Consider the following 14,076-nt stretch of genomic DNA (forward strand, 5'->3'; position numbering starts at 1 on the left):
CGGTAGGCCACGAGCGGCCAGGCCGGCGGGCGGTCGACACGGGACCGCTCCGATCGTCGCGCGCGGTGGCTCGGGCGGGCAGTCGGGGACTCTCCTGACTGCCCGGCCCCGGGGCCGTCGGGTGGCCGGCCTGACTGCCCGGCCTCGGGGCCGGCCGTGGCCGGCCTGACTGCCCGGCCTGAGGGCCGTCGGGTGGCCGGTCAGCAACGGTCCAGCGCAGCCAGGGCCCGCTCGTGGTCGGCGAGCATGGCCGCGCACCGGCGGCGCAGCCCCGGCACGGCCGACGCACGGTCGTGCCGGGCCGACGCGACCGTGATCCGCAGCGCCGACCAGTGGTGGGCCACCCGCTCGACCAGCCGGGCGTTCTCCCGCAGGCCGGGCAGCGCGAACCGGTCGGCCGCCCGGTACAGGTAGTCGGCGTGCAGGCCGGCGACCGCCATGGCGGGCTCGCCGACGAGGAAGACCTCGTCGACAAGTCCCGGCTCGTCGGCGAACCGCTCGGCGACCCCGTCCAGGTACGTCCGCAGTCCGGCCAACCCGGTCAGCGCCGCGGTGCCGTTGGCTTCCTCCGGTGACCCGACGGCGGAGTCGTCGGCCCGCTCGGGCGCGGCGGCGGTGCCGTCCAGCCGCTCCGGTGCCCCGGCAGCGGTGAAGCCGGCGAGGTTGGCGCGGATCGCGGCGCGTACCGAGTCCGGGTCGAACGGCGGGCCGTCGGGGCGTACCGACACCTCCAGCCAGCGGTTGCCGATCGGGTTGGCGGTGTAGAACATGTCCCGGTCGTGCCGGACCGGGTTGGCCGAGTCCCGCGCCGCGGTCAGCGCCTCGATGGTGATCGGCCCCTGGAACGCCGGCGGCACCGGATCCGCGACGAACACCTCGCCGGCCTCGTCGTCGAAGCCGTAGACCACCAGCAGGTGGTTGGTGTGCACGTCGCGGAAGGCGGGCCGGAACGGCAGGTGGAAGTTGTCCGCGGCGACCGCGACCGGGTTGCCGGCGGCGACGGCGGCCCGGACCTGGGCCCAGCCGGAGTCCGCGTCCGCCGGCTGGTGCCACCGCGAGGAGACCGGATGGTACGGCGCCAGCCCGGCGAACAACGAGTCCCGGGTGGGCGGGAAGTAGTACTCCTCGCGCGGCACCGGCCCCGGCACGTGGTGGAACCCCCAGTACGCGCCGAGCACCTCCAGCGGGTCCAGCCCGTGGAACTCCAGCAGCACCCCGGCGGTGGTGTGCAGGCAGTACGTCAGGTCGTGCCGCCAGGTGCCGATCGGGGCGAGTTCAGTCCGCATCGGGCCACCCCTCCGCCGGCAGTTCCGCGTCGGTCACCGCGGTCAGCGCGAAGACGTGCATCGCCGGGTTGTCCGGCAGCCGCACGGCGTGCACCTCTCCGGGGCGGCTCACCGGGATCCGCTGCTGCCAGATGGCCGGTGCCATGCTCGGCTGCGGGTGCCGGGGGTAGAGCATCCGCGAGCAGCGGAACGCCAGCACGTCACCGAAGCGCGGCGCGGTGTCCGGCCAGAAGTCGGAGATCCGCAGCCACTGCTCGGCGGTCGATCCGTCGGTGTAGTGCAGTCGTACGGTGTCCTCGGTCCGGCGTTCGGCGGCGGCCAGCACGTACAGCCAGTCGTAGTGGCCGGGGGGCAGCGCGACGACCTGGCCCCGGCAGCGGATGTTGTCCCGGTTGCCGGCCAGCGGGAACGAGAACGACACCCCGTCGACCGTGCACACCCCACCGGCGGGCGGCAGCTCGTCGGCCGGGAACGCGTTGCCCCAGATGTTGAAGCCGCCGCCGTGCGGCCACCGGGGCACCACGATGCCGAGGTTGTCGACGTGGTCGGTGAGGTCGACGTGCCGCTGCCTCGTCCCGGCCCCGGCTCCGGTGCGGGTGCCGGTGGTCACGCCGGCCGCCGCATGCCCAGCACCAGCTGCGCCTCGGCGGCGATCCGCTCCGGGGTCACCCCGACCAGCTCCAGCAGTTCGAGTTCGTCGCCTACCGCGTCGTGGAAGCCGTCGGGCACGCCGACCCGGCGTACCGGGCAGGGTGCCGCCTCGCCGACGACCTCGGCGACCGCGCCACCCATGCCGCCGACGACCAGGTGGTCCTCGACCGTGACGATCCCGGCGGTCTGCCGGGCCGCGGCCAGCAGCGCCTCGGTGTCGATCGGCTTGACGGTGTGCAGGGCCAGCACCCGCGCGTCGATGCCCCGCTCGGCGAGCAGCTCACCTGCCTGCACCGCCATCAGCACCGGGTAGGGGCCGGTGGCGACGATGGTCACCGCCGCGCCGTCGCGCAGCGGCACCGCCCGGCCGAGCTGGAAGGTGGTGCCGTCCGGCCAGGGGATCCGGGGCGTCGCCGCGCGGCCGAGCCGCAGGAAGAGCGGGCCGGGCAGGTCGGCGGTGGCCGCCACGGCCAGCCCGGTCTGCACGTCGTCGGCCGGAACCACCACGGTCATGTGCGGCATCGTCCGCATGATCGCGATGTCCTCGACGGCGTGGTGGGTGGGCCCGTAGTGGCCGGCGGAGAAGCCGGAGTGGGTCACCACGATCCGTACCGGCAGGTTGTTGCCGGCCACGTCGATCTTGATCTGCTCGCAGGCCCGCGCCGCCGCGAAGCTGGAGATGGTGTTGGCGTAGGGCCGTAACCCGGCGGCGGCCATGCCGGCCGCCATCCCCATCATGTTCGCCTCGGCGATGCCCAGGTTCAGGTAGCGCTCCGGCACCTCCACGGCGAAGCCGGTCTCCAGCCCGCCCATGTCGGTGTCCAGGCACCACACCCGGGGGTCCCGGCCGGCCAGGGCGAGCAGTTCGGCCCGGTACGCGTCGCGCGCCGCCACCGGTGCGGCGCTGTCCACCTCGGGCGGTGCGGCCTGGCTGGTCATCGCGGTTCCCCCGTCGGGTTCGGTGCCGGCGGCGCGTCGGCTCGGGACTTGCGGAGCCCGGCCACGGCCCGCTGGAACAACCTCGGCGAGAGCGTCACGTGGTGGCTCTTCTTCTTGCCCTCGAAGAGCCCCACCCCGCGCCCCTTGACCGTGCGGGCCAGCACCACTGTCGGTCGGCCGGCGGTCACCGGCAGTCCGGCGAAGACCTTCCGCAGCTGGTCGTGGTCGTGGCCGTCGACCTCGGCCACCGCCCAGCCGAAGCTGCGCCACCGGTCGGCCAGCGGTTCCAACGACACGCACTCCTCGGTGTCGCCGGTGATCTGCAGCCCGTTGCGGTCCACCACCGCCACCAGGTTGTCCAGGCCCTGGTGCCCGGCGAGCATGACCGCCTCCCAGACCGAGCCCTCCTGCAGCTCGCCGTCGCCGAGCAGCACGAAGGCGCGGGCACCGGTGCCGGCGGCGCGCGCGGCGACCGCCGCCCCGCAGCCCAGCGAGAGCCCGTGCCCGAGCGAACCGGTAGGGAACTCGACGCCGGGCAGCCGGCGCAACGGGTGCCCGGCGAGCCGGCCGCCGGACACCGCGTAGCTGTCGCACTCGTCGGCGGGGATGAACCCGAACTCGGCGAGGACCGCGTACAGGGCGGCACCGGCGTGGCCCTTGCTGAGCACGAACCAGTCCCGGTCTCCTCGGTCCGGTTCGTCGGGCGAGACCCGCAGCACCTCGCCGTAGAGAACGGTGAGCAGGTCCGCCACGGACAGGCAGCCGCCCACGTGGGCCCCCTGCGGGGTGGCCGCCATCTTCAGGATGCGCTCGCGCACCCGGTACGCCCGCTCGGTGCTGTCGGTCGAGGTCATCGGGTCACCGTCCTGCTCCGGCCCGCCGCGGCGGCCATGCTGGCCAAGGCGGGAAGGTGCGCCCAGACCTTCTCGAACGCGTCGGCCACCCGCCGCAGCACCGGCCCGGCCGCCGGGTTCAGGTGCCAGCGCTGCAGGGTCAGCGAGTCCGCGATCACCTCCTGGGTGACCGGGTGGTCCTCGGCCCGGTACGGCTCCCGGGGCCCGCCCGGCAACCGCCACGGGTACCCGCCGAAGCCGGTCAGCTCCTGGAACGCCTGCTGACCGGGGAGGGCGACCAGCTGGTACGGCTGCACCGGCACCCCCTCGGCCCGCAGCGCCCGGTGCAGCACCGCGCGCATCGCCGCCGGTGGCACGTCGAAGCCCATCTCGGCCGGGCGGAACCGCAACCGCAGGATGTGCCAGCTGTGGGTCCGCTCCGGCGGGCAGGTCGGCACGACGACCCCGGGCAGCTCGGCGAGCCGGCCCAGCAGTTCGCTGACGTTGCGGTGCCGGGCGGCGGCGTACTCGTCCAGGCGGGCGAGTTGGCAGCGGGCGAAGGCGGCCTGGACGGCGCTCATCTTCTCGTTGCCGGCCAGCAGCCGGGAGACGTAGTCGCGGGCCCGGCCGCCGGTGAGGTCCTCGCCGAACTGCCGGGTCAGCACGATCCGCTCGTGCACCCCGGCGTCGACGGCGGTGACCAGGCCACCCTCGCCGCAGGTGGGCAGGTTCTTGGTGGCGTTGAGGCTGACCGTCCCGACGTGCCCGATGGCGGCGACCCGGCGGCCCCGGTAGGTGGCCCCCTGCGCCTGTGCGGCGTCCTCGACCAGGAACAGCCCGTGCCGGTCGGCCAGCTCCCGCAGGGCGGTCAGGTCGGCCGGCAGGCCGTGCAGGTGCACCACGATGATCGCCCTGGTCCGGGGCGTGACGGCGGCGGCCGCGGCGACCGGGTCCATGGTGAAGGTCACCGGGTCGACGTCGACGAAGACCGGCACGCACATCCGCTGCACCGGGGCCACCGCGGTGGCGATGAAGGTGAACGCGGGGACCAGCACCTCGTCGCCGGGCTCCAGGCCGAGGCCGGCGAGGGCCAGTTCCAGCGCGGCGGTGCCGTTGGAGACCGCCGCCGCGTGCGGGGCGTCGACGTACGCCGCCCACTCGCGCTCCAGCGCGGAGACGTCCCCGGACCCGGCGTCGTTGGAGGTGAACACCCCACGGTCGAGCACCCCGCGTACGGCCTCCTGCTCGGCCCCGGTGACCACCGGCCAGCCGACGAGGTCCCGGGACGCGTCGGCGGCGGGCAGGCCGCGCGGGCCACCGAGCATGGCGAGCTGGTCGTGGCCGGTCACCGCGGTGCCTCCGACGCCGAGGTGACCAGGGTGGCGGCCAGGATCCGGGCGGTGGGCACGTCGGGCAGCCGGACCCCGGTCAGCACGGCCCGCCGGGTGACCGGCACCCGGTGGGTGCCGCGCCCGGCCGGCAACGGAAGCGTCTCCGGGTCCACCGCGTCGGCGTAGTGCAGCCAGACGGTCTCCGCGCCGGGCTGCGGTGCCGTCTGGTCGATCCGCAGGTACAGCCAGTCGTACCGGCCCGGTGGGAGGCTCATCAGCTGGCCGGCCAGCGGCACCGCGTCGGGCCGCAGGGGTACCCGACGCCCGTCGTCCGGTGCGGCGGCGACCCACTCGTCGGCGCTCACCGGGTCACCTCGTCCAGGTGCCGCAGGACGTAGTCGACGTAACGCTCGACCAGGTCCTCGGAGAGCACCTTGATCGCCCCGTGGAACTCCGGGGTGTGGTTGACCTCGTTGACGAACATCCGGCCGTCCCGGTCCTCGATCACGTCGATGCCCAGCACCCCCTCGCCGATCACCCCGGCGGTCGCGGTGAGCAGCTTGACCAGGTCGTCGGAGAGCGGGCAGCGCTCCGTCCAGCCGCCCCGGGCGGTGTTGGTACGCCAGTTGTCCGAACACTTGTAGATCGCCCCGGCCACCTCGCCGCCGAAGACGTACGCCTTGATGTCGCGCCCCGGCTTGTCGATGTACTCCTGGACGAAGGTGATGTTGTGCTGCGGGCCGGGCAGCGCCGCGCGGTGCTCCAGGATGCTGTCGGCCATGTCCTGGTCGGTCAGCCGGGCCCCGAGCCGCCCCCACGACCCGATCAGCGGCTTCACCACCGCCGGGTAGCCGAAGTCGGCCAGTTCGGTGCGCGCCGTCTCCGGGGTGAGCGTGACCATGGCCCGGATGGTCGGCAGGCCGGCCTCGCGCAGCGCCAGGGTGGTCAGCAGCTTGTCGCCGCAGAGGTTGATCACCGCCGAGGAGTTGACCACCGGCACCCCGAAGTGTTCGAGCAGCCGCACGGCGTACGAGTTGCGGGTGTGCGAGATCTCCCGGCTGACCGCACCCCGGTACGGGGCCTGGTGCTCGCCGGCCGCCTCTCCGCCGCGCGGCAGCTGGGCCGACCAGGTCCGGGTGTCCAGCTGTTCGAAGGCCACCCGGCGCTCGCGCAGAGCCGCCATGATCAGGCGTTCCTCGACGCGTACCAGCGAGGTGAGCAGGGCCAGCGGACGGTTGTCACCGGTCACGTCGGCGTCTCCTGTCGGTCGTCTGATCGGGTCGACGTGGTCACGCCGGCCCGTCCCGTCGTGGCGCGGTCACCCGCGGGTCCGGTCACGGGGTCACCGGCGGGTCCGGTCGCGCGGCCATCGGCGAGGTCGCCGGCGAGCAGGAGCAGGGCGTCGGTGAGCACGTCGACGGCCAGCCGGTACTCGGCCACCGAGATCCGTTCCTGCGCCGTGTGGCAGAGCCGCGAGTCGCCCGGTCCGTACGCGACGACCGGCACCCGCCAGACCGGTCCGACCACGTTCATGTCCGACGTGCCCAGCTTGCGCTTGGCCACCGGCTGGCCGCCGTGCTGCCGGACCGCCGTCGCGAAGGCCCGCCACAGTGGCCCGGTACGGGTGCCCCGAACCGCCGGCACGCTCTCGGTCACCTCGATCCCGACGCCGTCGGTGAGGCCACGCACCAGCGCGACGAACTCGTCGGCGTCGAAGTCGGGTGGGATGCGGCAGGACACGTCCGCGACCGCGGTCTCCAGGTCTCCGGTGATCCCGACCAGGGTCGGCATGATCCGGTCGAAGAGCGCGGTCTCCGCCGGTACGCCGTCGGTCAGCCGGGACCGCAGCGCGTGCCAGAGGCCGGCCACCGCCTCCGCCGCCGTCTCCTGGTCGGAGCTGGTGTGCGCCGGTGGCCGCCGGACGGTCAGCCGCAGCCGCAGCACCCCCTTGTAGCCGACCGCGATGCCGTACGCGCCGCTGGGCTCGCCGATCACCACCGCGTCGGGCCGCACGCCGGTGAGCAGGTGCCGGGCACCGACGGAGGCGCGTTCCTCGTCCACCGCCCCGACGACCAGCAGCCGACCGGGGAACCGGCCGGCGAGCCGGATCGCGGCGCTGACCATCGTGGCGAGTGGGCCCTTCGCGTCGACGGTGCCCCGTCCGTGCAGGACGTCGCCGTCGAGCCGTACCGGCGGGGCACCCGGCACGGTGTCGAGGTGGCCCAGCAGCATGACGGTGGGCCCGGTCGCGGCGTCACCGGTGCTGCCGATCACGTTGCCTACCTCGTCGAGCCGCGCGTCCAGTCCGGCCGCCCGCAGGTGCGCGGCGACGTGGCGGGCCAGGGCGTCCTCGGTGCCGGAGACCGACGGGATGTCGACCAGGTCCCGGAGCAGCCGCACCTCGGATTCGGCCACCGCCCCGGGCGTCATCGTCACCGCCCGCCCGGTCGGTCGGTGGGCGCGCCGTCGTCCGACCGCCAGCGGTTGAGGTCCACCAGCAGCATGTCCCGTACCCCGGTGCCGTTCTCCGCACCGACCGGGGTGACCTCGTGGGTCACCTCGCGGTCGGCGACGAACAACGAGTCCAGCGGCTCGGTGAGCGTCGACTCGACCGGCGGGCCCTGCCTGGGATGGATGACGGAGAGCCCACCCGTGCAGTTGTCCCGCCGGATGAGGTGCATCCCGACGAAGTGGTGGCCGTCGCTGTGCCGCCCCTCGGGCGTCGGCAGCCCGGCCGAGGTGGGCTGCGCGATGATCCGGACCAGGTGCAGGCCGACCTCCCAGTCGGTGATGCCGGACAGGTCCCGGGCGAGTCCGGCGTCCAGCGCGAGCAGGAAACGCAGCGCGGGTGAGCGCAGGAACTCCTCGGCCACCGGGGCGAAGACCCTGGTCCGCCCGCGCCAGAGCGGGATGGTGTCCTGCCGGAACGCCGTGTTGGCGAGCGGGGTGACCACGGGCCCGTCCGCGCCGAGGACCACCCGTACCCGCCCGTACCGGCGGCGGCGGTAGGTCACGCCCTCGGCGACCTGCTCGTCGACGGGCAGGTCCGCCCACGCCTCGCGCAGGGCGGCGAACTCCGGGTCGGGTAGCTGGGCGCGCAGGTGCTGACCGGCAAGGACGGCGAAACCGTCGCGGCGGATCGCCTCGGCATGGCCAGCTGACCCGGTGGTGCCGCTCGGCCGCACGGTGCGGTTGATGGTCATGTCGCCTCGTCCCCCCGTACCGCTGCGCTGCGCACCCGTGCCGGGTGCGGTGCACGCGGTGCCGGTCCTCGCCACGTCTGACGACCCTGACACGTCCGGCCGGGAAACGATCGTCGGTAGATTCCCCGACTGGTTGCTCCGGTGGACCGGTCCGTCAGGCCGTCCGGCCTGGGACGTCGTGCGTCACGGCACCGGCCCGGCCGACCAGGTGGGCGATCTCCGCCCGCGAGGAGACGGCCAGTTTGACGAAGATCCGCCCCAGGTGGGTCTCCACGGTCTTCGGGCTCAACGTCAGCAACCTGGCGATCTGCCGGTTCGTCAGCCCGCGCGCCACCAGGCAGGCGATCTCGGACTCCCGGGGACTGAGCAGGCCGAGGTGACCGGCGGCGGTCGGCGGCATCTCGACGGCGACCTCGGCCCGGGCGGATTCGACCGCCGCGACCAGGTGTGCCGGCGAGCCGAGCCGGGCCACCAGGTCGGCCGCGTGGTGGAGTTCGGCGTCGGCGGCCGACGTCGACCCGACACCGAGGTACCGCCTGGCGGCCAGCAGACAGGCCCGGACCGCCGTGGCCCGGCAGCCCGCACCGCCCTGCGCGCCCAGCCGCCGGGCCAGCAGGTGCGGCTCCTCGGCGTGGCTGCCGTTGACCTCGACCAGGACGAGCTGCGCGAGCGCGATCTGCTCCGGCAGCCCCAGCTCGGTCGCCACCACGCAGGCCCGCTTCGCCCAGATCGGGGCCGCGTCCTGCCCCAGCGCCGCACCGGCGCGGGCCAGCAGGCCGAAGGCCCGGGCCTGCTCGAAGGCGGGCAGCCGGACCAGGTCCTCGCCGCCGCCGCTCTCCAGCACCAGCAGGCGGCAGGCGTCGGCGTCGCCGGCGCGCAGCTGGGCCTCGGCCCGGACCAGTTGGGCCCGGTGCCACCAGGCACTGTTCACCACCGCGTCCACCGGGGACGTACCGGTGAGTTCCAGGGCCTGGTCGAGTTCGTCCCGCTCGAGGGCCACCTCGGCCCGGACGACCGCCGCCATCGCGGCCAGCAGGGTGCTGTCGGTACGGTCGGCGAGGGCCAGCGCGCGGGCGGCGAGCCCGGCGGCGTCGTCGAGCCGGCTCTCCCGCACCGCCAGCAGGGCGAGCCCGCACAGGGCCGCGACCTGTGCCGGAACGTCACCGCTGGGGCCGGCGACGAGCAGGCAGCGGTTCAGCCGGTCGTGGGCCGACGCCGGGCGTTCCAGCAGCAGGTCGGCCCAGCCGAGCCAGCCGAGCAACGCGGGACGGCCGGCCAGCTCGTCGGCGCTGAGCCGGCCGACCAGCTGGCCGCACTCGTCGGCGCTGCGGACGGCCGCGCCGGGCACCCGGGCGGCGAGGCGGACGACCGCGTTGACGGCCAACGCCTGCGCCTGGAGCACCCGCGACCCGCTGCCGACGGCCGCGACGATCGCGTCCTCGCACCAGGGTGGAGCGTTCTCCAACGGCCCGGCCTCGAAGGCCCCGGCCACGGAGAGCGCCACCCGCAACCGGGCGGAGTGCGCCCCGCCGTCGTGGGCCGGAGCCGTCCGCAGCGCACGGATCAGCAGGTCCTGCGCCTCCAGTGGGCTGCCGGCGAGCATGGCGAGATCCGCTCTGATCCCGGCGACCCGCGCCTGCTCGACTCGGTCCGTGGTGGTTGTGCCGGCCAACGCGTCCCGCCGGTCGAGCACGGACCGGACGGCGGCCAGGTCCGCCGCGCGCAGCTGGCAGCGCGCCAGGGCGGTCAGCAGCGGCCGGCGACGCCGGTCGCCCTCGGGGTCGGCCGGCAGCATCCGTTCCGCGGCGACGTACCAGCGCAGGGCACGGTCGTTGTCGGTACCGGCCACCGCCCGGGCCGCCGCGATCAGGACCTCGGCGGCGGCCACCGAGGCCACCGAGGCACCCCGCTCGACATGGTCGGCGTACGCCTGCACCGGCGCGCCCCGGTGCCGCAGCAGGTCGGCGGCGAGCTCGTGGGCGGCCAGCAGCCAGCCCTGGGGGGTGCTGCGGTACACCGCGGCCAGCAGCGCCGGGTGCACGAACCGGAAGGTGCCCACGCCCCGCCCGGCCTCCAGGAACCCGGCGTCGACCAGCTCGTCGAGGCCGGTGAGCGCGTCGGCGGACGCCAACCGGGACAGTGCCGTGACCAGCTCGACGTCGGCGTCGTTTCCGAGCACCGCGGCGGCCCGGGCGACCGAGCGTGCCCCCGGGGTCAGGGTCTCCAGCTCCGCGCAGAACTCCGCCGGTGGAACGGCGTCCGGCTGCGACCACCACGGCACCACCGGGCAGTACGGCTCACCTGTGCAGTTCCGCCAGTACTCCCTGAGCAGGGCCGGATTGCCTCCGCTGAGCGCCGGTGCGGACCTCAGGTGCCGCCCGCAGACCCGGCCCCGGCCGAGCGCCGCGACGTCGTCCGGGCCCAGCGGCGCCAGCTCGACGTGGGTCACCGAGGTGGGTGCCGTGCCGGAGGTCGTCGGCACCGCGCCGAACGGTGCGCCGGAGCGCCGCCGGTGGTACGTCAGGACGGTGAGCACCGGTGCGCGGGGCGGCCGGCGCAGCAGCTCGTGCAGCAGCGCCACGGTGGCCGGGTCGGCGCGTTGTACGTCGTCGAAGAGCAGCACCAACGGCCGGTCCGCGGTCAACCGGCCACAGAGCGTACGCAGCGCCGACGCGGCGTCGTAGGGTGCCGGCACGGCCACCGGCCCGTCGGTGGCCAGCCGGGGGAAGACGCCGGCCAGGGTCCGCCGGGTGACCGGGTCGAGGCCGGCGGTCAGCTCCGGCCGGTCGGCGAGGTCGTCCTCGAACGCCTCCACCACCGGGGCGTACGGCCGGTGTGCCCCGCGCACCGAGATCGCCACGCTCCGGAGCCGGTGTCCCCGGTCGCGGGCCAGTTCGGCGTACGCGCCCAGCAGGGCGGTCCGGCCGAGGCCCCGCGCCCCGGCGACGAGCAGGACACCGCCTACCGGCTCCACGGCCGTCAGGGCGTCGAGCCGGGCGGTGAAGAGCTGGAGCTCCCGGCACCGTCCGGCCAGACTCGACGGTGCCGATCGCGGTTGACCGAGGTCGAACACGTAACTCCCAGGGTGGAGGGGACCCAGGCGGTTGTTCCGGTTCAAGGGGCCGGCGCTCAAGGGGCCGGCGTTCAAGGGGCCGGCCGGGCCGCTCGCCGCAGCCGGCTGGTCGTCGGTCAGCCCGGCTGGGCGGTGTCCCGGCGGACACTCAGCGGCCGCATGTCCACCCAGACGGTGTCGATGTGGTCAAGGCACTCCTGCCGGCTGCCGGTCGTGCCTACCTCGGCCCAGCCGGCCGGCAGCTCGCGGGCGGCCGGCCAGATCGAGTACTGCTCCTCGTCGTTGCGGACGACCGTGTAGACGGTGTCGTCGGTGTCAGCCTGCATGTGCGCACCTCACGGACGGTGTCGGAGACTTGTGGATCATTTTTCCGGATGGTACGACACTTGCTCAACCGCAGCCTCCCGGCGAGGATGGCCCCTCCGCAACGAACGGGGAGGTCACGTGCGTCGTCGGCTACTCACGGCCAGGTGGGTTCCTCCCCTGATCGCCACGCTTGTGGTGGTTCTGGCGCTCGGCGGCTCGCTGTGGGTGATCTCACCGCCGGCGGCGGTGGGGTCGGGTGCGCCGGCTGACGCGTTCTCCGCCGACCGCGCACTGGCCCAACTCGACATCCTCGGCTCCGGCCCGCGCCCGACCGGTTCACCGGCCGCGGCGGCGGTCGGCGACCGGTTGACCGCCCGGCTCACCGCCCTGGGCCTGCGGCCGGAGACCCGCCGGGACACCGCCGCCCGGGTGGCGTCCGACGGGGCCCACCGGGTCGGCCGGGTGGCCAACATCCACGCTGTCATTCCCGGTCGCGAGCCAGGCGTGGGTGCCGTCTACCTGGTGGCGCACCACGACTCCATCCCGTTCGGCCCGGGTGCCGCGGACGACGGCATGGGGGTGCTCACCATCCTGGAGACGGCCCGCGCGGTGCTGGCCGGTCCGCCGCTGCGGCACGACGTGCACCTGCTCTTCACCGACGCCGAGGAGGCCGGCCTGCTCGGCGCACGGGCCTTCGTCGCCGCCGGCCTCGGTGATCCGGACCGGACAGCGGTAATCAACCTTGAGGCGCGTGGCAACCGCGGTCGGGCGGTGATGTTCGAGACCGGCGGCCGGTCGGGTTCGGTCGTGCCGGCGCTCTCCGGCGGCTCGGCGTTGGCCACGTCGATGGCGGGTGCGGTCTACCAGGTGCTACCCAACGACACCGACTTCACCGAGTTCCGCGCCGCCGGCTACACCGGTCTCAACTTCGCGCTGATCGACGGCTCGGCCAGCTACCACACCCCCCACGACACCGCCGACCGGCTCGACCCGGGCAGCGTGCAGGACCTCGGCGACCAGGTCCTGCGGGCCACCCGGAACCTCGCCGACGGTCCGCTGCGCACCGACGACGCCGGTGAGGTGAGCTACTTCCCGTTGTTCGGCACGACGGTGTCGTACCCGCGGGTGGTGGACCTGGTGGTCGCCGTGCTGGCGGCGGTGCTGCTGCTCGGCGCCGGCGTCCTCGCGCTGCGGCGGCGGGTCGCCCGGGGCCGGGCCACCGTGCTCGCCGCGTCGACCCTGCCGTTGTCGCTGCTCGGCGCGGCCGTGGTCGGACTGCTGGTCTGGCCGCTGTCGGTGCTGATCCGGCCGGCCCTGGGCGGGCTGGTGTTCAGCCTGCCGTACCGGCCGCTGCCGTACCTGCTGGGGTTGTCGCTGCTGGCGGTGGCCGGCACGGCCGGTTGGCTGGCGGTGCTGCGCCGCCGCGGGGTGGGTGGCCCGGAGCTGCTGCTGGCGGCCGGGGCCTGGTTCGCCGTGCTGGCCGTGGTCGCCTCGGTGCTGCTGCCGGGGGCCGGGTACCTCTTCGCCTGGCCGGCGCTGGCCACCGGCGGGGCCGTGCTGCTGCTGGTCCTGCTCGGTACCGACTCGCCGTGGCGGCCCGTCGTGCTGGCCGTCCCGGCCGCCGTCGCCGTCCTGCTGCTGACCCCGGTCGCCGTACTGGTCTTCCCGGCCGTGGGGCTGGCCGCCGCCGTGGTGCCGATGCTGCTGGTCGCCCTGCTCGGCGCGGCGGTCGCCCCGCTCGGCGGTCGGCTGCCGGCCGGCCGCCCGGTGCTGGCCGGCACGCTGGCCCTGACCCTGGGCGGGCTGGCCACGCTCGGCGTCGGGCTGGGCACCGAAAGGGTGTCGGTGGACCGGCCCGCGCAGGTAAGCCTCCTCTACACCGTCGATCTGGACACCGGTACCGCCCGGTGGGCCAGCGCGGGCGGGGCCCCGGACGCCTGGGTCGACCGGCACGTCGGGGACGACACCGGCAGCCTGGAAGAGGACTTCCCGACCCTCTACGACCCGGGCGGCTACCGCACCGGCCCCGCGCCCACCGTCGACCTGCCGGCCGCCGGGATCACCGTGCTCGGCCAGCGCCAAAACGACGACGTACGGGTGGTCCGGCTGCGGCTGGCCGTCCCGTCCGGGCAGGCCGACATGCTGGCGCTGTACGCCGACTCGGTGACCCCCCGCCTCGACGGCGTCACCGTCGACGGCGCGGTCCTGCCCGGTGCGGTCAACCGGCCATTCACCGACACCCCGTGGCGGTGGGGCAGCTACCTGTTCGGCGTACCGGCCGGGGGCATCGAGGTGGAGCTGCGGATCCGGGGCGCGGAACCGCTCGCGCTGCGGCTGCTCACCTACTCCGCCATCGGGCCGGCCGTGGCCGCCGATCCGCCGCCGGCCCGGGTGACCTGGTCGGCCGACGCGGCCGGCGAGGCGATCACCGCCCGCACCGTCCGGGTCTGACCA

Annotated in this window: 12 protein-coding genes; 1 reads left to right on the top strand and 11 read right to left on the bottom strand. The window is 74.9% G+C overall.

The features are described 5' to 3' along the window. Positions 1 to 200 precede the first annotated feature (200 nt). The 11 genes from GA0070617_RS28730 to GA0070617_RS28780 all read right to left on the bottom strand — a co-directional run bounded on the left by GA0070617_RS28730 (position 201) and on the right by GA0070617_RS28780 (position 11,642). Positions 201 to 1,286 (bottom strand): BtrH N-terminal domain-containing protein, encoded by a 1,086-nt coding sequence (locus GA0070617_RS28730; protein WP_091445430.1) that lies wholly within the window; start codon positions 1,284 to 1,286, stop codon positions 201 to 203. Continuing rightward, a complete protein-coding gene (locus tag GA0070617_RS28735; protein ID WP_091445432.1) occupies positions 1,276 to 1,896 on the bottom strand; it encodes a hypothetical protein in 621 nt (206 codons plus the stop codon). The genes GA0070617_RS28730 and GA0070617_RS28735 overlap by 11 nt, the downstream gene beginning before the upstream one ends. Next, positions 1,893 to 2,876 (bottom strand): transketolase family protein, encoded by a 984-nt coding sequence (locus GA0070617_RS28740; RefSeq protein ID WP_091445434.1) that lies wholly within the window; start codon positions 2,874 to 2,876, stop codon positions 1,893 to 1,895. Before GA0070617_RS28740 ends, GA0070617_RS28735 begins: the two co-directional genes overlap by 4 nt. Beyond that, the gene (locus GA0070617_RS28745; RefSeq protein ID WP_091445436.1) at positions 2,873 to 3,730 is read right to left on the bottom strand and encodes a transketolase; all 858 of its coding nucleotides are present in this window, start codon (positions 3,728 to 3,730) and stop codon (positions 2,873 to 2,875) included. Before GA0070617_RS28745 ends, GA0070617_RS28740 begins: the two co-directional genes overlap by 4 nt. Beyond that, positions 3,727 to 5,058 (bottom strand): DegT/DnrJ/EryC1/StrS family aminotransferase, encoded by a 1,332-nt coding sequence (locus tag GA0070617_RS28750; RefSeq protein ID WP_217628886.1) that lies wholly within the window; start codon positions 5,056 to 5,058, stop codon positions 3,727 to 3,729. The genes GA0070617_RS28745 and GA0070617_RS28750 overlap by 4 nt, the downstream gene beginning before the upstream one ends. Further along, positions 5,055 to 5,405 (bottom strand): hypothetical protein, encoded by a 351-nt coding sequence (locus tag GA0070617_RS28755; protein ID WP_091445438.1) that lies wholly within the window; start codon positions 5,403 to 5,405, stop codon positions 5,055 to 5,057. Before GA0070617_RS28755 ends, GA0070617_RS28750 begins: the two co-directional genes overlap by 4 nt. Then, the gene (locus GA0070617_RS28760) at positions 5,402 to 6,289 is read right to left on the bottom strand and encodes a RimK family alpha-L-glutamate ligase (RefSeq protein WP_217628887.1); all 888 of its coding nucleotides are present in this window, start codon (positions 6,287 to 6,289) and stop codon (positions 5,402 to 5,404) included. Before GA0070617_RS28760 ends, GA0070617_RS28755 begins: the two co-directional genes overlap by 4 nt. Then, a complete protein-coding gene (locus tag GA0070617_RS28765) occupies positions 6,286 to 7,470 on the bottom strand; it encodes a M20/M25/M40 family metallo-hydrolase (RefSeq protein WP_091445440.1) in 1,185 nt (394 codons plus the stop codon). Before GA0070617_RS28765 ends, GA0070617_RS28760 begins: the two co-directional genes overlap by 4 nt. Before the next feature lie 2 nt (positions 7,471 to 7,472). Beyond that, on the bottom strand, positions 7,473 to 8,243 hold the full coding sequence (locus tag GA0070617_RS28770; protein WP_091445442.1) for a 2OG-Fe dioxygenase family protein: 771 nt from the start codon (positions 8,241 to 8,243) through the stop codon (positions 7,473 to 7,475). A 154-nt stretch (positions 8,244 to 8,397) separates the two neighbouring features. Next, a complete protein-coding gene (locus GA0070617_RS28775) occupies positions 8,398 to 11,316 on the bottom strand; it encodes an AAA family ATPase (protein ID WP_139135804.1) in 2,919 nt (972 codons plus the stop codon). Positions 11,317 to 11,432: 116 nt separating this feature from the next. Then, on the bottom strand, positions 11,433 to 11,642 hold the full coding sequence (locus tag GA0070617_RS28780; protein ID WP_091445446.1) for an MbtH family protein: 210 nt from the start codon (positions 11,640 to 11,642) through the stop codon (positions 11,433 to 11,435). A gap of 172 nt (positions 11,643 to 11,814) precedes the next feature. On the opposite strand from GA0070617_RS28780, the gene GA0070617_RS28785 reads away from it, so the two are divergent. Beyond that, positions 11,815 to 14,073 carry a M20/M25/M40 family metallo-hydrolase gene (locus tag GA0070617_RS28785; protein ID WP_175440701.1) on the top strand — a complete coding sequence of 753 codons (2,259 nt, stop codon included), beginning with the start codon at positions 11,815 to 11,817 and terminating at the stop codon, positions 14,071 to 14,073. Positions 14,074 to 14,076: the final 3 nt, after the last annotated feature.

The sequence above is a fragment of the Micromonospora yangpuensis genome, assembly GCF_900091615.1.
Classification (GTDB): Bacteria; Actinomycetota; Actinomycetes; order Mycobacteriales; family Micromonosporaceae; genus Micromonospora; species Micromonospora yangpuensis.